Consider the following 19358-nt stretch of genomic DNA (forward strand, 5'->3'; position numbering starts at 1 on the left):
AGGGCGGGCGCCGTCGACCGTCGCCGGCGGGCGTCCGCGGCCCCGGAGCCGCCAAGAACACGCCTCTGAGCTGGGCGGTTATGAATCGAGTGAGCTTGTCGGCCGCGGCGGGGGGACGTCGAGCATCCGCCGGTTGGCGGCGATGCCGACCAGCGCGACCGCCATCAGGATCGCCGAAGCGATCAGCATCATCGTGACGCTGTGCTCGTAGAGCAGACCGCCCGCCAGCGAGCCGGCCATGATGCCGACCTGGAATGCCGTCACGTAGAGGCCCGAGGCCCCGTCGGGGTCGTCGGCCCCGTTGCGCATGGCAGCGGATTGCATCATCGGCGATACGGCGGTGGCCATGGCCCCCCACAGCACGATGGCGGCGGTGCCGATCAGCGCCGTCGTCGCGCCGGACCGGCCGCCGAACGCCAGCGCCGTCAGCACCACGAAGGCGGCCGTCAGACCCGTCATGCACAGGATGACGGCGCCCTTGGGGCGGTGGTCCAGGGGCCGCGCCACCAGCGGCACCGATAGCAGGCCGGCCAGCCCGTAGGCGGCCAGCACCCAGGCCAGGTTCGGCCCACGCACGCCCAGGACGTTGCGGATGAGCTCGACGATGAAGGTGTAGGACACGAAGTGGCCGGTGACCGCGATCATCGCCAGCACGCTCACGATGATCAGCCGCGGGTTGCGGTGATGGCGGGACCGGGGCCCGACGTGGGCCAGCTGATCCTCGGTGAGCACCATCTCCGGCAGCATCAGCCGGGCGGCGACCGTGACGAGCGCGGCCGCGACGGTGACGCACACGACGGCCAGGCGCCATCCCCACATCAGGCTCAGGGCCGCGGTCAGCGGGCTGCCGACGACCAGCGCCAGGCTGGTGCCGACGTAGATCGATGTGGTGGCTCGCCCGGCGTGGCTGGGCGGCACCAGCCGGGTCGCGATCGGCGCGATGACCGACCACAGCAGCCCGTGGGTGATCGCACACAGCACCCGCCCGGCGGCCAGCACCGCGAAGTTGGGCGCCAGCGCCGAGATGAGCTGGGAGGCGGTCAGGCAGGTCAGGCTCGCGACCAGCACGCGGCGGCGCGGCAGGTGCGCGGTCCAGCGCACCAGCGGGATCGTCGTCAGGGCCGCGACCAGGGCGTACCAGGACAGCAGGGTCCCAACCAGGACCAAACTGACGTTGAGGTTGCGGGCGATCGCCGGCAGCGCCCCCACCGGCAGGATCTCGGCGGTGACATAGGTGAAGGCCGCGGCCGCGAGGATGGCGAGCTGAGCCGCGATCCGTGGCGTCCACGTTCGCGCGGCTGCGTTGGCGGTTTCGGCAGTCATCACAGTCATCGCTTGGGTGTGCGCAATCGGCTGAGCAACGTCGCCGAGGTCACGCTCCCCATACCGTACGCACACCGGCTACCGGTTCCTCCAACTTGGCGCGGCAACACGCCCTGCGATCAGGAGCGGACGAGGCGAGCGATCGCGGCGGAGGCCTCGCTGAGCTTCGTGTCGGCCTCGTCGCCGCCCTCGGCAACGGCCCGGGTGACGCAGTGGCTCAGGTGCTCGTCGAGCAAATTCAGCGCGACCGACCGCAGCGCGCTGTTGACGGCGCTGATCTGGGTCAGCACGTCGATGCAGTACTTGTCTTCCTCGATCATGCGGGCGATGCCCCGCACCTGGCCCTCGATGCGCCGCAGCCGCTTGGCGTAGTTGTCCTTCTGCTGCGAGTACCCGTGTTCGTCTGTCATCGTCGATTCACCCCTGCCGCTCCGTCTGGCCCGCCCATCCCAGCTTATACCCCGACGGGGTATTACCCCGGGAACGGGCATCGCGACTGGCCAGCGCATACTTGAACGATGCCCACCACCGATTCGGCTCGGACCGCCGACATCAAGCCGCGTAGTCGTGACGTCACCGACGGCCTGGAGAAGGCCGCCGCCCGTGGCATGCTGCGGGCAGTAGGCATGGGAGACGAGGACTTCGCCAAGCCGCAGATCGGCGTCGCGTCGTCCTGGAACGAGATCACGCCGTGCAACCTCTCGCTGGACCGGCTCGCCAAGGCCGTCAAGGAGGGGGTGTTCTCGGCCGGCGGGTACCCCCTCGAGTTCGGCACCATCTCCGTGTCCGACGGCATCTCGATGGGCCACGAGGGGATGCACTTCTCCCTGGTGTCGCGCGAAGTGATCGCCGACAGCGTCGAGACGGTGATGCAGGCCGAACGCCTCGACGGCTCGGTGCTGCTGGCCGGCTGCGACAAGTCGCTGCCCGGGATGCTGATGGCCGCCGCGCGGCTGGACCTGGCCTCGGTGTTCCTCTACGCGGGCTCGATCCTGCCGGGGGTGGCCAAGCTCTCCGACGGCAGCGAGCGCGAGGTCACCATCATCGACGCGTTCGAGGCGGTGGGGGCCTGCGCCCGCGGGCTGATGCCGCGCGAGGACGTCGACGCCATCGAGCGGGCGATCTGCCCCGGCGAGGGCGCCTGCGGCGGCATGTACACCGCCAACACGATGGCCAGCGCCGCCGAGGCGCTCGGGATGTCGTTGCCGGGCAGCGCGGCGCCGCCGGCGACCGACCGCCGCCGCGACGGGTTCGCGCGGCGCAGCGGCGCGGCGGTCGTCGAACTGCTGCGGCGCGGGATCACCGCCCGCGACATCCTCACCAAGGAGGCGTTCGAGAACGCCATCGCGGTGGTGATGGCGTTCGGCGGGTCCACCAACGCGGTGCTGCACCTGCTGGCCATCGCCCACGAGGCCGACGTCGCGCTGACGCTCGACGACTTCAGCCGGATCGGGTCGAAGGTTCCGCATTTGGCCGACGTCAAGCCGTTCGGCCGCCACGTGATGTCGCACGTCGACCACATCGGCGGCGTGCCGGTGATGATGAAGGCGTTGCTGGATGCCGGCCTACTGCGCGGCGATTGCCTGACGGTCACCGGTGCGACCGTGGCCGAGAACCTGGCCGAGATCGCCCCGCCCGACCCCGACGGCAAGGTGCTGCGGGCCCTGAGCAATCCTATTCACCCCACCGGCGGCATCACCATCCTGCGCGGATCGCTGGCTCCCGAGGGCGCGGTGGTGAAGTCCGCCGGCTTCGATTCCGACGTGTTCGAGGGCACCGCAAGGGTTTTCGACGGTGAACGGGCCGCGCTCGATGCCCTCGAGGACGGCACCATCACCAAGGGCGACGCGGTGGTGATCCGCTACGAGGGCCCGAAGGGCGGACCCGGCATGCGCGAGATGCTCGCCATCACCGGCGCGATCAAGGGCGCCGGTCTCGGCAAGGACGTGCTGTTGCTGACCGACGGCCGGTTCTCCGGCGGGACGACGGGGCTGTGCGTCGGTCACATCGCCCCGGAGGCGGTGGACGCCGGACCGATCGCGTTTCTGCGCGACGGCGACCGCATCCGGCTGGACGTCGCCAACCGGGTGCTCGACGTGCTCGCCGATCCGGCTGAATTCGATTCGCGGCGAAAGGGTTTCACACCGCCGCCGCCGCGCTACAAGACCGGGGTGCTGGCCAAGTACGTCAAGCTGGTCAGCTCGGCCGCCATCGGCGCAGTCTGCGGTTGATCTCCGCCTGACCGGATCGCCCGGCCAGGCGGCGAATCGACCTGTGCCCTAACCGAGTTCGGGGCTAGGCGTGCGTTCCCGTGGCGCGCGTGCGCATGCCGAAGTAGGTGGCGTTGAGACCCAGGAAGGTCAGCAACGCGCCCGCGACGACATTCGACCAGGTCATGCCGGTGGTCAGCGTGACGTCCGGCAGGATCCACGTCGACACGATGATCCACGCGCCGAGTACCGGCAGCGTCCATGTCATGCCGTGCGCGCGATCCAGCGTCGTGGCGAACCCGTACGCCAGGAACGCCACCGCGATACCGGCGATCAGGTCAGACGTGGCGAGCGACCTCGTCGCGCTGAACCCCACGATCCACGGCGACGCGGCCACATACAGACCCGTCAGCAGCGCCAGGCCGAAGGTGAAATGCGCACTCATCGACTCGGCGACACGCTCGTAGCGGGCGCGCAACGCCATCAAATCGGGGTGGTGATCGATTGATGAATGGACTGTACTCATTTTGTGACCTTTCTGTTATGCAGCAAGCCTTTTGAGCTGGGCTGCACCCATCCATCTGTGATCAACATTACGCTCGATCGCGGCCCAGTTCGAGAAACCGCGTAGCCTCTTGAGGCATGGACCTCGCGGATCGATTGCGGCTCGATCACCCGGTGGGACAGGCCGGCATGGGCGGCGGTCTTGCGGGGGCGGCCCTGGCGGCCGCGGTCGCCAACGCGGGCGGGCTCGGCACGCTGGGCATCGACACCCCGCGCCGGCTGCGCGCCTCGATCGACGAGGTGCGCGAGCAGGCGCCGGGTCGTGCCGTCGCGGTAAACCTGTTGCTGCCCTTTGTGCATCGCCATCACGTCGCGGCCTGCGTCGACGCCCGGGTGGACGCGGTGGTGTTGGCGTTCGGCGACAAGCGGGGCCTCGTCGAGCATCTGCGCGACGCCGGGGTCTTCGTCTTCGTGATGGTGGGCACCGAGGCGCAGGCTCGGGCCGCGATCGCCTGCGGCGCTGACGGTTTGATCGCTCAGGGGCGCGAGGCCGGCGGGCACCTCGTGGGGACCGTGCCGGCCCTGGATTTTCTCCCGCACGCCCTGCGCGCGGCCGGGAACCGACCGGTGTTCCTGGCCGGCGGCGTCGCCACCGCCGCCGACACTCGCGCCGCGCTCGACGGCGGCGCCAGCGGTGTCATCGCGGGCACGCGATTCCTGTTGACGCACGAGGCCAACGCGAGCCGCGAGTATCAGCGGCGAATCCTTCGGGCCGACAGGACGATCGAGACAAACCTGTTCGGCCTGAGCTGGCCGCTACGGCACCGCGTCGTGCCCAACGAGGCGACGCGCCGGTGGTGCCGCGCCGACGGGCGGGCCAAGGCGGTGCCGGCGGCGCTCAACGCGGCCAGTCGTCCCCTGTCGGCGCTGGGCTATTTCGATGCGGGCGCACTGATGCGCCTGCAGTCGCCGGCCCTCCCGTTCTTCACGCCGCTGGCACCGGTGGCCGGTGTGCCCGACTCCTGGCTGGACGGCGCCGCCCTGTACGCCGGTGAAGCCGCCCTGCGGATCGGCGAACTCACCTCCGCCGCGCAGGCGGTCGCCGACCTGTCCCCGCGCTGAGCTACTGCACCAGCGCCAAGGCGAAGCCGTCCCAGTGCTTGGCCCCCACCGTCTGGATCACCGCGGTGTCCAGCCGCGGGTGCTCGCCCATCGCCTGCAGCGTCTCGCGGGTCGCCCGCACCCTGGCATCGTCGGAATGCGGCCGCAGAATCTGCCCGTCGCGAATCACGTTGTCCACCACCACCACCGCACCGGGCCGGGCCAATCGGACCGCCCACTCCACATAGGCCAGGTTGTTCTCCTTGTCGGCGTCGATGAAGATCAGATCGAAGGGTCCGGTGACCGTCGGCAGTGTATCCAGCGCCGCGCCGACGATCACCTCCACCCGATCGTCGACGCCGGCGCGCTTCAAGTTGCCCCGCGCCACCTCGGCGTGCTTCGGCTCGTACTCCAGCGTCACCACGCGGCCCTGCGGCCCGGCGCCACGCGCCAACCAGATGGTGCTGAAGCCGCCCAGGGTGCCGATCTCGAGGATGCGCCGCGCGCCGATGGCGCCGGCGAGCAGGCTCAGGAACTTTCCCTGTTGCACCGACACCGCGATCGGCGGTAGGCCGGCCGCGTTGCTGGCCTCGAGCGCCGCGGTCAAGGACGGATCGTCGCCCACCACCGTGCTGTCCAGGAATGCGTCGACGTCGTGGGGGGTCGGTTTCTCGCTCATGACGTCAACGCTAGCCGCGCCCGCCGGGCCCCCGCACGACAGCCGTCCCCGCCACGAAACCCGTCGCGACCGTTTACGTATACCCATGGGGGGTATATAGTGGGGGTGCGGCCGAACCGCGCCGCACGAGTCACACCAGGAGAAAAGGGTGAGTCAAATGGCAACTTACGAAGCCGGGACCCTGCTGACGTGCGGTCACGAAGGCTGCGGCTGCCGTGTCCGCATCGAGGTGCCCTGCCATTGCTCGGGCGCCGGCGAGGGCTACCGCTGCACGTGCGGCGACGCGCTGACCCCCGTCGAGTAACGCCTCGGGCCGGTCGTACGTTCGGGCGTCAGCCCGAGGGGGTCATCGCCCGAACGTACGGCCGGTCAGTTCGACCCCCGCCGCGAGCCGCATGGCCAACGCCGAAATGCCCACGGCCGCCGTGTAATCGCCCGCCTCGATCCGCCAGCATCCGGCGCCGCCGTCGTAGCGTGCGAGCAGGCGCGGATCGGCCTCGATCCTCAGCCGGCGGCTGGCGCCCGGTTCTAACTCGATCCGCTCGAATCCCAGCAGCCGCAGGCACGGTCCGCCGGGCTCCGCCGTCACATACAGCTGCGGCACGTCGGCCCCGGCGCGGTCGCCGGCATTGACGACGGTGAAACTGGCCGTGATGGTCTCCCCGCCGGTGACCACCAGGTCACGGTAGTCAAACCTGGTGTAGGACAGGCCATGACCGAAGGCAAACATCGGGACGTGGCCGCTGGCCGCATACCATCGATAGCCGACATCGGCGCCCTCGAAGTATTCGATCGTGCTCGCGGTCCCCCACGGCGTGCCGACACCGGGTAGCCGCGGGCGAGGCGTCTGGTCCAGATCGGCGGGAAAGGTGATCGGAAGCCGGCCCGAAGGATTGACCCGGCCGGTGAGGATCTCGGCGCTCGCCCGGGCGCCGGCCTGACCCGGATACCACGCCTGCACAACGGCATTCACCGCGTCGCGCCACGGCATGCTCACCGGGTTGCCGGTCTCGAGCACCACCACGGTATTGGGGTTGGCCGCCGCCACCGCCGCGATCATTTCGTCCTGGCCCCAGGGCAGCGACAGGTCGGCGAGATCGTATCCCTCCCCTTCCGCGCGCACCGCGAACACGATCGCGACATCGGCGAGCCGCGCCGCCAGCGCCGCCTCGGCCGGACTGATGCCGGGGTCGAATTCGATCTGCGCCCGCGGCAACTGGTTTCGCAACTCCTGCAACGGCGACGACGGCAGCAGGTACAGGTTGCGCAGCCCGGCCTCCAGCCCCGCGCCGCCGATCGGGACCACGCCCGCGTAGCCGCCGTCGGGAACGACGGTGCTCGAACCATAACCGGCCGGCACGCCCAGGTGCGCGTATCCGCCGATGACGGCGATGCGCGTGCCCGGCTCGGGCGTCAACGGGAGCGCTCCCCGGTTGGTCAGCAACACGACCCCCTGGCGGGCGATGCGCAGCGCAATCTCGTTGTGCGCGGCCCGATCCGGCTCCGGCGGCGCGGCGTCGCGGTCGATACCGACGGCGAACATGGACCGCAGGATCCGTCGGACCATGTCCGACAACCGCTCCCTGGGTAGCCTGCCCTCGGCGTACGCGTCGCGCAGCGGCGCGCCGAAGGCCTCGGCCTGCCACAGCAGCGCGTCGATCTGGGCGCCGCACTCCTGATCGAGGCCGGCCAGCGCGCACTCCCAGCTCGGCGTGGCGCCCCAGTCGGACATGACCCAACCGCGATACGCCCAGGCGCCCTTGAGCACCTCGTTGATCAGGACATCGTTCGCCGCGGCGTAGACGCCGTTGACCTTGTTGTAGGCGGTCATCACGGCGCCCGGTTGCGCCCGCTCGATCGCGATCTCGAAGGCGAGCAGGTCGGACTCGCGGTGCGCGTCGGGATCGATGACCGCGTCCAGGAAGTGCCGATTGGTCTCGTTGCAGTTCAGCGAGTAGTGCTTGACCGTCGAGATGACGCCGTGGCGCTGAATGCCGTCGATCGACTCCGCGATCATCGCGGCGGTCAAAAGCGGGTCCTCGGAAAGGTATTCGAAGTTGCGGCCGTTGCGCGGGTCGCGCGCGAGGTTCATCGCCCCGGCGAGCTGCACGTTGAATCCGCGGCTGCGCGCCTCTGAGCCGATCACTTCGCCTGCGGACCGGGCCAGCGCCGGATCGAAACCCGCGGCCAGCGCCAGCCCGGCGGGCAGCGCGGTGGCCGTGTCGCCCGGACGGTAGCCGGGGTTGGTGACGCCCAGGCCGGCATCGCTCATCCGCAGGGGCGGCACCCCGAGGCGGGGAATCCCGGGCACGTACCCCGCGCTCATCGGCGTGTCCGCCGGGATGCGTTCGTCGCGCACCGGCCACAGGTCGCCGGCGCCCATCACCGAGACCAGCAGGGAGAACCGCTCGTCGTCGGTCATCTGGGCTTCGATCTCGCGGGCCCTCTCGTCGGGATCGCTCACCGCACACCCTCTTTGGCGTAGACGACGCGCAGCACATGCCCCACTTCGGGTCCCATCACCAGCTCCGTCAACTCGCAGATCGTCGCGACGAACTCGCGGCCGTGCGGCGGCTCGGCCCGGCACAAATGATGCGCCACTTCGTGCAACATCACCAGCTCACGCAGCGCCCAGTCGGCGGTGTCACGGTCGGGGACCGCGATAACGCCTGCGCCGTCCTGGTTTTCGTAGTGCGCGGCGGTGGCAGCCCGGCGCGGCCGGACCCGCAACGGGGCCACCCCCGGCCACCGGCTGCGCACCGCCGGCAGCGCCAGCACGTCGTCCACGTAGCGCTGGGCGGAGGCCACCGAGCCGAAGCGGCCCTCCGGCGGCAGCGTCAATTGTGTGCCGAAGAAGTCCACGGCGGGTGAACCGTGCTGGGCGGCGCGGTCGAACAACGTGCGGACGAATTCCTCGGCCGCATAGACCCTGGAGCGTTGAGAATCCCGCCGCGGGAAGTTCCCGGGAGTCACCCGCTCAGCGCGCTCCGCGCCCCGGGGAGTTCCGGGCTGTTGCCGAGCCGCGCTCGCTTGCCGGCCCGGTCGCCCGCGCGCCGCGCCGCCGAGGAATACCCGGCCGAGGCTCGACTGGCCTGCCAGGTGCCGCGCGCCTTGGACGCACCGCGGTAGTAGTCCACGAGCTCAACCTCCTTGTCCCGCAAGGCGATAGCGGTTCCCGGCGCACGTTGCCGGTCCTTGGTGGCTTCCCGCCGGGCCTCGTCGCGGGCCTCGGCCAGCCGTTGGCCCACGCGCGCCCCGAAGGCCAGCTGAAAGTTGAGCCGGGCGGTGATCGTCGGCGTGGGACGGTGCGCGCCCGAGGCGAGGTAGGCGTCCGACGCGCGCACCATTTGCACGACCAGGCCGGCGTACAGGGCGTGGCTGGCGTCGATGTCCTCGGCAAACCCGTAGGCGTAGACGAACGTCGAATTGGACGCGACGTCGCACCGCACGTCGTTGGCCGCGGCGATCAGCACGAAGAGCTGAACGTAGGTCCGCAACCCCTTGGTGCCCGCCGCGCCGATGGTGATGGTGCGCTGCGTCGGGGCCTGCGCGGCCGAACGCTGGGCCGAATGGGAGCGCGCCACCGCGAGGTCGATGGACGCGGCCGTCGCGAGCCGCTGCGCGGCCGACATGAACGCGTCGGCCTCGTGGGAGTTGTCGGTGCCTTCGGCCTGACGCAGCAGCGCGGCGATGCGCGCCAGCATCTTGTCGTCAGTCATTAGCGCCGTTCCTCCTCATCGCTGCGCTCTGCATCGTCACCGGCGCGAGTCATTAGCGCCGTTCCTCCTCATCGCTGCGCTCTGCGCCTCATCGCCCGTGCGGGTCATTAGCGCCAACGTACGGGAGCGGTCCGACACGCCCGCTCACAGCCGAGCGGTGATCCAGGAGACGACATCGTCGAGCACCTGCTCGCGCTCGGGCTCATTGAAGACCTCGTGATACAGGCCGGGATACACCTTCAGCTCGACGTCGGTGGACCCGACGCACTCGACGAGCCGACGGCTGCCGGCGACGGGAATCAACCGGTCCTCGGACCCGTGCACCACCAGCAACGGCGCCGTCAGCGCCGGCGCCCGCTGCGGCATCGTCTCGCCGACCTGCAGCAACGCGCGGCCGATGCCGGCCGGAACCTTGCCGTGGTACACCAGCGGATCGCTCTTGTAGGCCGCCACCACCGCGGGATCGCGCGAGATGGCGTCGACGTCGAGGTCCTGCGCCGGCAGGCCGGGCACGAGGGCCCCCAGCACCTTGGCGGCCAGGGCCAGCAGCGGTGACACCTGGTCCTGGGCCGCCACCGCGGGCCCCGACAGCACCATCAGGTCGTAGTTGTCCGGGCGCTCGACGCCGTAGGCGAAGACGATCCCCCCGCCCATGCTGTGGCCCAACACGACGCACTTGAGGCCGTGGTGTTCGCGCGCGGCGATGCCGACCAGGGTGTCGAAGTCGGTGGTGTACTCGTGGATGTCACGCACCACCGCCCGTTTGCCGCCCGAGCGGCCGTGCCCGCGATGGTCCAGCGCGTAGGTGACCAGGCCCGCCGCCCCGAAGCACTGGGCGACGTGGTCGTAGCGGCGGGCGTACTCGCCGAGACCGTGCGCCAGCACCACGACCGCCCGTGGCGGCGTGTCGGGGGTCCAGACGTCGTAGACGATACGCACACCGCCGAATCCGTCGAAACTGCGTTCGGTGCGGTTCATCGGCTGGTCCTAGTCATTGAGGTGCAGCGTAATGGCTGGGATCCCGGCCGGGGTTGCGGACACTGCGTAGGCTCATCCGCGTGAGTCTTCTCGCCCAAGACCCCGAAGGCGACGCGGTGCTGGGGACCGATTTCTCGGCCCAGGCCGAGCCCTATCGCCGCGAGCTGCTCGCCCACTGCTATCGAATGACCGGGTCGCTGCACGACGCCGAAGATCTGGTGCAGGAGACGTTGCTGCGGGCCTGGAAGTCCTACGACCGTTTCGAAGGCAAGTCCTCGCTGCGGACCTGGCTGCACCGCATCGCCACCAACACCTGCCTGAGCGCGCTGGAGGGCAAGGGGCGCAGGGCGTTGCCGGTGGGCCTGGGCGCCCCGAGCTCGGACCCGACCGCGGAGCTGGTGGAGCGCCGCGAAGTGCCCTGGCTCGAGCCGCTGCCGGAGTTGACCGATCACCCGGCGGACCCGTCGGTGGTCGTCGGGTCGCGGGAGTCGGTACGGCTGGCGTTCGTGGCTGCGCTGCAATACCTTCCGCCGCGGCAGCGGGCGGTGCTGCTGCTGCGCGACGTGCTGCAGTGGCGCTCCGCCGAGGTCGCCGAGGCGGTCGGCACCACCACGACCGCCGTCAACAGCCTGCTGCAGCGGGCCCGGTCGCAACTGGATGCCGTCGGTCCCAGCGCCGACGACCAACTGGCGCCGCCGGATTCGCCCGAGGCCCAAGACCTGCTGGCCCGCTACATCGCCGCGTTCGAGACCTACGACATCGACCGCCTGGTGGAGTTGTTCACCGCGGAGGCGATCTGGGAAATGCCGCCGTACGCCGGCTGGTATCGGGGCGCGGCGGACATCGTGACCCTGATCCACCAGCAATGCCCGGCCGAGGCGGGCGGAGACATGCGGCTGCTGCCGCTGGTCGCCAACGGTCAGCTCGCCGCCGCGATGTACATGCGCGCCGGCGACGTGCATGTCCCCTTCCAGTTGCATGTGCTGGATGTGCACGGCGAGAAGGTGTCTCACGTGGTGGCGTTCCTCGATGAGACGTTGTTCACGAAGTTCGGGCTGCCCGGTTCACTGTCCGCCGGTCAGGAGTAAGAAGGTTGCGCACATGACGAATTCCACCGCCCTGGTCACAGCCGCGCCCGGAAAGCCGCTGCTGCTGCTGAGCGCCTATGACCTCGCCGACGTGGGCTACCGCGTCAAGGAATTCTTCGTTTCCGCGACGGCCTCGTCCTATACCCCGGTGACCGAGTTGGGACCCGATGGCCGCTGGGACGTAACACCCTCGGGCTCCGCCGATTTCACGACGCGGATCGTGGTGTTGACACCCACCGATCCGGCCCGATTCAACGGAACAGTGCTGGTCGAATGGCTCAACGTGAGCGGCGGCATCGACGCTCCCGCGGTATGGATGATGGCGCACCGCGAAATCATCCGGTCGGGCTACGCCTACGTCGGGGTCTCGGCGCAGCGGGTGGGGGTCGAGGGCGGCGACAGCCTGCTCGGCGCGGACATGTCGCTGAAAACCCAGGACCCACAACGGTATGCGCCCCTACACCACCCGGGCGACGCCTTCTGCTACGACATCTTCTCCCAGATCGGCGGCCTGCTCAAAAGCGACGAAGGCCGGGCCCTGCTGGGGGATCTGCCCGTGCGGCGCGTCATCGCTCTGGGCGAATCGCAATCGGCCATGTTCCTCACGACCTACATCAACGCCGTCGACCCGTTGGCCCGCAGCTACGACGGGTTCCTCGTCCATTCCCGTTTCGGCTCGGCCGCCCCGCTCGACGGAACCTCGATCTTCGCGGAAACCGAAGAGCCGCAAGGGGTTGCGTTCCGCCCGGAGCTGCGCGTCCCGCTGCTGACGGTCGTCACGGAAACCGACGTGTTCGGCGGAGCCCGGCAGGGCTACTACTTCGCCCGCCAGCCCGACAGCAACTACCTGCGGGTCTGGGAGATCGCCGGCGCCGCCCACGCCGACAACTACACCATCCAGGTCGCGTTCATCGACAGCGGGTCGGCGCCGCTCGCGGACATCGCCGCCGCCTACACGCCGACCAACATGCTGATGGGCCAGCAGTTGGCGCACTGCATCAACTTCGGGCCGCAACACCACTATGTGGTGCAGGCCGCGCTCGCCGCCCTCAACACGTGGGTCGCCAGCGGCGAGCCGGCGCCGAGCGCGGAACCCCTTAAGGCCCGGGAAACCGAAGGGCCGCAACCGGTTCTGGATGGCAACGGCCTCGCCCGCGGAGGGCTCAGGACCCCCTGGGTGGACGTGCCGGTCGCCCGGACGTCGGGGCTGGGTGGCGAGGAAAGCATCATGTCCATGATCTTCGGCTCCGGCGAGCTTTTCGACGCCGCCACGCTGCGCCGGCTCTATCCCGGCGGGAACACGGAATACCTGGAGCGCTTCACCGGCGCGCTCGACGCGGCGATCCGCTCCGGATTCATTCTGGCGGCCGACCGCGCCGAGATCCTGGAGCTCGCCGCCGCGACGTACCCCGGCGCGCGGTCCTAGGCAAGATTGCCCGCCTCCTCACTCGCGCCGTTCCGGCGCTCGCCGTCACCGGGCGAGGCAAGATTGCCCGCCTCCTCACTCGCGCCGTTCCGGCGCTCGCCGTCACCGGGCGAGGCAAGATTGCCCGCCTCCTCACTCGCGCCGTCACCAACTAGAACAGCCGGCTGTCGGGCGGCGGGCCCGGCACCGGACGCACCAGGCCGTTCCCGGTGATCAGCGGCAGATCCAGCGCGGAGAGCAGCCCGGGCGCGGCGGCGCACACGGCGGGGATGGCGTTGACCATCCTCGAGGAGCCCGCGATGCGCGCCCCCAGATCGTGGTCGTGGTCTTCGGCCATCTCGAATTCGCAGCGCATGCTCGGAGAACCCTCGATCTCGACGCGGTACAACCCGCGGCCGGACGCCGGGCCGTAACCGAGGTCCTTCGGCTCGATGCAGATGCGGGGCTGGGGCCAGTCCGGGGCGATGTCGTCTCGCATGCGCGTCACGTGGTCGAGGACGAAGGTCGGTTTCCCCCCGACGTAACCGGTCAGCGTCGAGCGCATGGCCGCGATCGTTCCGGCCGCGATGTGCCCCGTTGGCGTGTCGAAAGATTCGCCGGCGGGGATCCGCTCGTTGGCCTCCTCGATGTTGTCGATCTTGACCCCCAACCCGGCGGCGAGCTGGTGCAACACGGGCCCCCAGCCGAAGGTGAAAATCCCCGGCTGGGCCGCGAAGGCCGGGTAGTCCGGTTGCTGCCCGAACCCGAGGATCTCGTAGACGGCGGAGCGGTCCGGGTAGGTCGCGTAGTTGAACATCTCGGTCACGCGCACCGATTCGATCACCCGCGACACGCCGGTAAGCATCAGCGGCAGAACGTCGTTGGCGAATCCGGAGTCGATGCCGGTGGTGAAGAACGACACCCCGCCGTCGATCGCGGCCTGGCGCAGCGGCTCGGTGAACGCGGCGTCGACGGCGTCGGGAAAGACCAGCGGCACCACCGAACACGACACCACGTTCTTTCCGGCCCGCAGGATCGACACCATGTCCTCGACGGCGTCCAGTGGCCGCAGGTTGGCGGCGGCGGCGTACACCACGGCGTCGGCGTCGCCGGCGAGCATGGCCGCCGGATCCTGGGTGGCCACCACGCCCACCGGTGCGATGCCGCACAGCTCCCCGGCATCTCGGCCGGCCTTGGCATCGCTGTGCACCACGACGTCGACCAGTTGCAGCTCCGGATGGTCGATCACGCCACGCAGGGCGACCACTCCCATGGACCCGGGCCCCCACACCCCCACCTTCAACACGATTGTTCTCCTAATATTAGGACGTATAATCTGGCATTTTGGACGGATCGTAGGGAGGCGGCGGTGGCTACGTCAATGGCGGAGGCGCGCGGCGAACCACGCCCCAAATCGCCGCCGACGGCTCGGGTGATGGATGTCCTTGCCGCCCTGGCGAATTCGCCGGGTGGGCTCACATCGGCGGAACTGGCAAAACGTTGCGCCATCAGCACCTCGACGTGCGCCCTCGTGCTGGCCGAGTTGGAACGGCGCGCCTGGGTGGCGCGGCGCGGGGATCGTCGCTACGTGCTGGGCAGCGGGCTGTTCGGGCTGGTGCACGGGCTGCGCGAGCAGTTTCCGCTGCTGGACCGCGGGCGCGACGCGCTGCGCTTCCTGCACGACAGGCTCGGCGCGGGCTGCTCGATGTCGAAGATCGGCGCCCGGCACCTGATCACCGTCGACACGGTCGGCCACGGCACCGACGGCGAACACGCTGTGGGCCAGCGCTTTCCCATCGACCCGCCCTTCGGCCTGGTCGCCATGGCCTGGCGCGACGAGGATTTCGTCCAGGCCTGGCTGCATCGCGTGATGCCCCGGCTCACCCGCGCCGAAATCTCCGAGCACCAGCGGGTGCTGGCCGATATCCGTGCCCGCGGCTATGGCGCGTGGCGCTTCGACGACACCCACCAGTCGCTGCACCATCGGCTGGCCGAGGTGCTGGCCTCGCTGGAGCCGACGGCCCACGTCACGCGTCAGCTCACCACGCTGATGACGATGGTGACGCTGCGGTCGGTCACCGATGTCCTCGAAACGGACTTGGCCACCGCCGAATTCGTCGTGCTGCCGATCTTCTCCCCCGATGGCCAGCCGGAGTATCAGATCGAGATCCACCTGGGCCACGCCACCGGGTTGACTCTGCCCGAGCTCGACGCCGCGCTCCGCCACGCCCAGCGGCTGCTCACCGCGGCGGTCGGCTGACCCGCCCGGGCATTACGCTGGGATCATGTCTGCCACCGCGGAGATCCGCCGCGCGGCCGATCGGGCCGTCACCACCACGCCGTGGTTGACCTCCCGGCACTCGTTCTCCTTCGGCGACCACTACGACCCGGACAACACCCACTACGGGTTGCTGTTGGTCAACAACGACGACATCGTCTCCCCCGGAACGGGATTCGACACGCACCCGCACCGGGACATGGAAATCGTGACCTGGGTGCTGCGCGGCGAACTGTCCCACCGCGACTCCACCGGCAACCACGGAGTCGTCTATCCCGGACTGGCGCAACGCATGTCGGCCGGCAGCGGCATCCTGCACTCCGAGCGCAACGACTCCCCCAGCGAGCCGGTGCATTTCGTGCAGATGTGGGTGGTACCCGACGAGTCCGGCATCGACCCGAGCTACCAACAGCACGAGATCGACCCGAAAATGCTGGACGACAACCTGGTGACGATCGCCTCTGGCATCCCCACCCACGACGCGGCCATCACCCTGCACAACCGCCACGCCGCGCTGCACGGCACGCGCCTGCGGGCCGGGGCGGCCGCGCACCTCCCGGCCGCGCCCTACCTGCATCTTTTCCTGGCCCGCGGCCGGGTCAGCGTCGAAGGGATCGGGGAGTTGCACGCGGGCGACGCCGTGCGATTGACCGACGCCGACGGCCGCCGCGCGGCGGCGAGCGAGCCCTCGGAACTGCTGCTGTGGGAGATGCACGCCAAGCTGGGCGACTGAGACATGGAGGGCCGGCGACGCAGCCCATAGAGTGGGCACGACAGACAGGAGTCGGCATGCCTCAGTCGCACGCGCAGCACGCGGCGCCCAATCCCAAGCACAACATCAAGGCGATCCGCACCGTGCGGTTCTGGGCGGCGCCCCTGATCATCACGTTGGCGCTGATGTCGGCGCTGTGCGCGCTCTACCTCGGCGGCATCTTGAACCCGAGCACCAACCTGCACCATTTCCCCATCGCGGTGGTGAACGAGGACGCCGGCCCCGGGGGTGCGCAGATCACCGACCGGTTGGTCAATGGGTTGGACAAGAACAAGTTCGACGTCCGCGTGCTCTCCCGCGGCGAGGCCAAACGTCAACTGGACACCGGCCGGGTGTACGGGTCGGTCGTGATACCGCCCAGCTTCTCGTCCAAGCTGCGGGACTTCGGGACCAGCGCCGTGGCGCCGACCCGCGCCGAACGGCCGTCGATCACCGTCTCCACCAACCCGCGGGCCGGCACGCTGGGCGCGAGCATCGCCGGCCAAACCCTCAGCACGGCCATGGGCATGGCCAACGGCATAGCGGGGCAACGGGTTACAGCGGAGGTGGCCGCGCAGACCGGCGGCGCGCCGCTACCCGGCGCGGCCCAGGTGGGGCTGGCCGCCCCCATCGAGATCCAGTCGGTCGTCTACAACCCGCTGCCCAATGGCACCGGCAACGGGCTGTCCGCGTTCTATTACGCGCTGCTGCTCCTGCTTGCCGGGTTCACCGGCAGCATCGTGGTCAGCACGCTGGTCGACGCGCTGCTCGGCTACGTGCCGGCCGAATTCGGCCCGGTGTACCGATTCGCCGAGCAGGTCAGGATCTCGAGATTCCAGACGCTGCTGCTCAAGTGGGCCATGATGGTGCTGCTCGGGCTGCTCACCTCGGCGGTGTACGTCTGGATCGCCGACGCGCTCGGTATGCCCATCGATCTCAGTTGGCAGCTCTGGGCGTTCGGCGTGTTCGCGATCGCCGCGGTGGGCATCACGTCCAGTTCGCTGCTCTCGGTGCTCGGCACGGCGGGGATGTTGGTGAGCATGCTCATCTTCGTGATCCTCGGCCTGCCGTCGGCCGGAGCCACGGTGCCGCTGGAGGCGACGCCGTCCTTCTTCCGATGGCTGGCCGAATTCGAGCCGATGCATCAGGTTTTCCTGGGCGCGCGATCGCTGCTGTACTTCGGCGGCCGCGGGGATGCGGGCCTGAGCCAGGCGCTGACCATGACGTCGGTGGGCCTCGTCATCGGCCTGCTGCTCGGCGGCATCGTCACGCACCTCTACGACCGCAAGGGCTTTCACCGGATCCAGGGCGCGGCCGCCCTGGCGCTCGCGCAGGAACACCAGGCTCAACACAAGGCCCGCCGCGGCAAGCGGGCCGAGCCCGCCGCCACCGAATCAACCCCGGACGTCGCCGAGCCCGAAAGTTCCAGCGAGCAAACGTAATTCGCACGTGGCCCCAGCGTCATCGGCTCGTTATCTTTATTGACAGTGTGACTAATGAGGCTGATGATGTCTCTGTTGCATCCAGATCATGGCCGAAAGGGCTATCGTGCTGACCCGACGCGCCAGCTTCCGCCGGCTGGCGGCGTGCTGCACCGCCCTCCTCGCCTGCTTCACGCTGGCCGCCACCAACGGGCTGCCCCTGGCGCGAGCCGCCGACGGGCGCGATCTGCTCGCCAACGCCATCGGCAGCACCCGCGGTTCCTACCTGGTGTACAACTTCGGCCCCGGCCATCCCGCGCCGATGCTCAACGCCGCCGGCAGCTGGTATGAGATGAACAACGGCGGCCACCTGATGATCATCAAGAACGCGGCCGGACGTCTCTCACCGCACCTGCTGGTCGACACGCACCAGGGCGACCAGGCCCGCTGCGAGAACAATCCCGGTGCCCGCACCGGGGAGGGGCTGTGGCAGGCCTCGGAGCTCTACACACCGCTGCAGGCGTGGCAACGCATGGGCCAGCCGACGATCGCGATCAACGCCAACTTCTTCGACGTGCGCGGGCAAAAGGGCGGTTCGTGGCGCCAGACCGGGTGCAGCTCACCGTTGGGCGCCTTCGTGGACAACACCAATGGCCGGGGCCGCGCCAACCAGGCGGTCACGGGCACCCTCGCCTATCCCGGCAAGCAGGGTCTCTCCGGCGGCGGCGAGAGCTGGAGCGCGCTGACGACCATGATCCTGCCGTCCGGCGGCGCGCCGTATGTGGTGTGGCCCAAGACAAAAAAGGATTACGACGCCGCGACCCCGGTCGTCCAGGATCTGCTCAGCAAGAACGAGAGGTTCGTGGCGGTGTCGGGCATCGGGCTGCTGGCGCCGGGCAACACCGAACAGCTGCACGACGGCGGGCCCAGCGCCGCGCGAACGGCGTTGGCCTACGCGCGGCAAAAGGACGAGATGTACATCTTCGAGGGCGGCAACTACACCCCGGACAACATGCAGGACCTGTTCCGCGGGCTGGGCAGCGACAACGCCGTGCTGCTCGACGGCGGTGGCTCCTCGGCGATCGTGCTGCGCCGTGACACCGGCGGCATGTGGGCCGGCGCCGGCTCCCCCAGGGGGTCGTGCGACACCCGACAGGTGCTCTGCGACTCACACGAGCGGGCGCTGCCGAGCTGGCTCGCGTTCAACTAACCACGGCCGCAGCGCCTTTCGTTGCACCAGGCCCGAACCTGAAGATCAGCAGGCTCGTCGCTATCACCGCCGCGGCCACGACGAACACCGGGGCGACCGTGTACCTCGACATCGTCGCGCCGACGAAGGCGCCGGCGCCCATCGTGACGACAACGCCGACCCGCAGCCTTTGGCGCTCACCCGTGCCGCCGGCCAGCCGGCTGTCCAGGCCGAGGCTGACGATCGTCGACGTCAGCACGGTGGTGGAGAGTTCCGGAATGCCGAACTGGCGCGCGCTCGAGTGCTGCAGCCCGAACGTCACGGCGAGGATGCCGATCATGACGAGGGTGGAATTCCGTTGGTAGGTCAGCACTCCCGCGCCCGCCAGGATTGCCACCGTAACCAGCAGGACGATCTCCGTGGCCAGCACCGTGGTGATCCACGCCCGCGTCCGCTCGCCGAAATGCCGGGACAGCCGGCCGCTGAGCACGGTGGTGCACACGAAGGTCGGCAAGGCGACCACGACGGCGGTCAGGTCGATGCTGGTTCTCGGCGCCAGCCAGAAACCCAGGAAGATCACGTTGCCGGTCATGTTGGCGACGAACACGTGGCCGAGCACCAGGATACTGATCGCGTCGGCCAGTCCCGTCGCGAACGTCAGCAACAGCAGCGCCGCCACCGTCGATCGTTGTGAGACCGGTGAGGTAACCGC

19 protein-coding genes are annotated in these 19358 nt (G+C 69.5%); 9 read left to right on the forward strand and 10 right to left on the reverse strand.

What is annotated here, in order from left to right; translation table 11 throughout:
• Nucleotides 1-78: 78 nt before the first annotated feature.
• Together OCQ_RS24365 and ricR are read right to left on the reverse strand one after the other, a co-directional pair.
• Nucleotides 79-1323, reverse strand: coding sequence for an MFS transporter (locus tag OCQ_RS24365; RefSeq protein ID WP_008261916.1), 1245 nt, complete (start codon nt 1321-1323; stop codon nt 79-81).
• A gap of 119 nt (nt 1324-1442) precedes the next feature.
• On the reverse strand, nt 1443-1733 hold the full coding sequence (gene ricR, locus OCQ_RS24370; protein ID WP_008261917.1) for a copper-sensing transcriptional repressor RicR: 291 nt from the start codon (nt 1731-1733) through the stop codon (nt 1443-1445).
• Between the two features lie 108 nt (nt 1734-1841).
• Here ricR and ilvD point away from each other — a divergent pair, with 108 nt between their 5' ends.
• Nucleotides 1842-3554 carry a dihydroxy-acid dehydratase gene (gene ilvD / locus OCQ_RS24375; RefSeq protein ID WP_008261918.1) on the forward strand — a complete coding sequence of 571 codons (1713 nt, stop codon included), beginning with the start codon at nt 1842-1844 and terminating at the stop codon, nt 3552-3554.
• 64 nt (nt 3555-3618) lie between these two features.
• On the opposite strand, the gene OCQ_RS24380 is transcribed toward ilvD, so the two are convergent.
• Entirely contained in the window at nt 3619-4059 is a 441-nt protein-coding gene (locus OCQ_RS24380) for an SPW repeat protein (RefSeq protein WP_080588050.1), read from the reverse strand.
• 116 nt (nt 4060-4175) lie between these two features.
• Between OCQ_RS24380 and OCQ_RS24385 the strand changes: the two genes are divergently transcribed.
• Entirely contained in the window at nt 4176-5159 is a 984-nt protein-coding gene (locus OCQ_RS24385; protein WP_008261922.1) for an NAD(P)H-dependent flavin oxidoreductase, read from the forward strand.
• A 1-nt stretch (nt 5160) separates the two neighbouring features.
• Here the strand turns inward: OCQ_RS24385 and OCQ_RS24390 are convergent, their stop codons facing one another.
• Nucleotides 5161-5817, reverse strand: a complete 657-nt coding sequence (locus OCQ_RS24390) for an O-methyltransferase (protein ID WP_008261924.1) — start codon at nt 5815-5817, stop codon at nt 5161-5163.
• A 157-nt stretch (nt 5818-5974) separates the two neighbouring features.
• Between OCQ_RS24390 and mymT the strand changes: the two genes are divergently transcribed.
• On the forward strand, nt 5975-6121 hold the full coding sequence (mymT, locus tag OCQ_RS26375; protein WP_008261926.1) for a copper-binding metallothionein MymT: 147 nt from the start codon (nt 5975-5977) through the stop codon (nt 6119-6121).
• Nucleotides 6122-6163: 42 nt separating this feature from the next.
• Here mymT and OCQ_RS24395 read toward each other — a convergent pair whose 3' ends face one another.
• The 4 genes from OCQ_RS24395 to OCQ_RS24410 all read right to left on the reverse strand — a co-directional run bounded on the left by OCQ_RS24395 (nt 6164) and on the right by OCQ_RS24410 (nt 10514).
• Nucleotides 6164-8281 carry a glycoside hydrolase family 3 protein gene (locus OCQ_RS24395; protein WP_014386020.1) on the reverse strand — a complete coding sequence of 706 codons (2118 nt, stop codon included), beginning with the start codon at nt 8279-8281 and terminating at the stop codon, nt 6164-6166.
• On the reverse strand, nt 8278-8790 hold the full coding sequence (locus OCQ_RS24400; RefSeq protein WP_014386021.1) for a TIGR04338 family metallohydrolase: 513 nt from the start codon (nt 8788-8790) through the stop codon (nt 8278-8280). The genes OCQ_RS24395 and OCQ_RS24400 overlap by 4 nt, the downstream gene beginning before the upstream one ends.
• Nucleotides 8787-9536 carry a DUF2786 domain-containing protein gene (locus tag OCQ_RS24405; RefSeq protein WP_008261931.1) on the reverse strand — a complete coding sequence of 250 codons (750 nt, stop codon included), beginning with the start codon at nt 9534-9536 and terminating at the stop codon, nt 8787-8789. Before OCQ_RS24405 ends, OCQ_RS24400 begins: the two co-directional genes overlap by 4 nt.
• Nucleotides 9537-9680: 144 nt before the next feature.
• Nucleotides 9681-10514, reverse strand: coding sequence for an alpha/beta hydrolase (locus OCQ_RS24410; protein ID WP_008261933.1), 834 nt, complete (start codon nt 10512-10514; stop codon nt 9681-9683).
• A 35-nt stretch (nt 10515-10549) separates the two neighbouring features.
• Between OCQ_RS24410 and OCQ_RS24415 the strand changes: the two genes are divergently transcribed.
• A complete protein-coding gene (locus tag OCQ_RS24415) occupies nt 10550-11602 on the forward strand; it encodes a sigma-70 family RNA polymerase sigma factor (protein WP_369751755.1) in 1053 nt (350 codons plus the stop codon).
• 13 nt (nt 11603-11615) lie between these two features.
• Complete coding sequence (locus OCQ_RS24420) at nt 11616-13028, forward strand: alpha/beta hydrolase domain-containing protein (RefSeq protein WP_014386022.1); 1413 nt, start codon at nt 11616-11618, stop codon at nt 13026-13028.
• A 151-nt stretch (nt 13029-13179) separates the two neighbouring features.
• Here OCQ_RS24420 and OCQ_RS24425 read toward each other — a convergent pair whose 3' ends face one another.
• On the reverse strand, nt 13180-14313 hold the full coding sequence (locus OCQ_RS24425; RefSeq protein WP_008261939.1) for an NAD(P)H-dependent amine dehydrogenase family protein: 1134 nt from the start codon (nt 14311-14313) through the stop codon (nt 13180-13182).
• A gap of 75 nt (nt 14314-14388) precedes the next feature.
• Between OCQ_RS24425 and OCQ_RS24430 the strand changes: the two genes are divergently transcribed.
• The 4 genes from OCQ_RS24430 (at nt 14389) to OCQ_RS24445 (ending at nt 18667) form a co-directional block, all read left to right on the forward strand.
• Nucleotides 14389-15267, forward strand: a complete 879-nt coding sequence (locus OCQ_RS24430; RefSeq protein ID WP_041785292.1) for a MarR family transcriptional regulator — start codon at nt 14389-14391, stop codon at nt 15265-15267.
• Between the two features lie 25 nt (nt 15268-15292).
• Nucleotides 15293-16018, forward strand: coding sequence for a pirin family protein (locus tag OCQ_RS24435; protein WP_009955428.1), 726 nt, complete (start codon nt 15293-15295; stop codon nt 16016-16018).
• 56 nt (nt 16019-16074) lie between these two features.
• Nucleotides 16075-17478, forward strand: a complete 1404-nt coding sequence (locus tag OCQ_RS24440; RefSeq protein ID WP_014386025.1) for a YhgE/Pip domain-containing protein — start codon at nt 16075-16077, stop codon at nt 17476-17478.
• 79 nt (nt 17479-17557) lie between these two features.
• Nucleotides 17558-18667 (forward strand): phosphodiester glycosidase family protein, encoded by a 1110-nt coding sequence (locus OCQ_RS24445; RefSeq protein WP_085976465.1) that lies wholly within the window; start codon nt 17558-17560, stop codon nt 18665-18667.
• On the opposite strand, the gene OCQ_RS24450 is transcribed toward OCQ_RS24445, so the two are convergent.
• A complete protein-coding gene (locus OCQ_RS24450; RefSeq protein WP_014386026.1) occupies nt 18660-19325 on the reverse strand; it encodes a YoaK family protein in 666 nt (221 codons plus the stop codon). The two genes, OCQ_RS24445 and OCQ_RS24450, sit on opposite strands and share 8 nt — an antisense overlap.
• Between the last annotated feature and the right edge of the window lie 33 nt (nt 19326-19358).

Source organism: Mycobacterium paraintracellulare (genome assembly GCF_000276825.1).
Taxonomy (GTDB): Bacteria; Actinomycetota; Actinomycetes; order Mycobacteriales; family Mycobacteriaceae; genus Mycobacterium; species Mycobacterium intracellulare.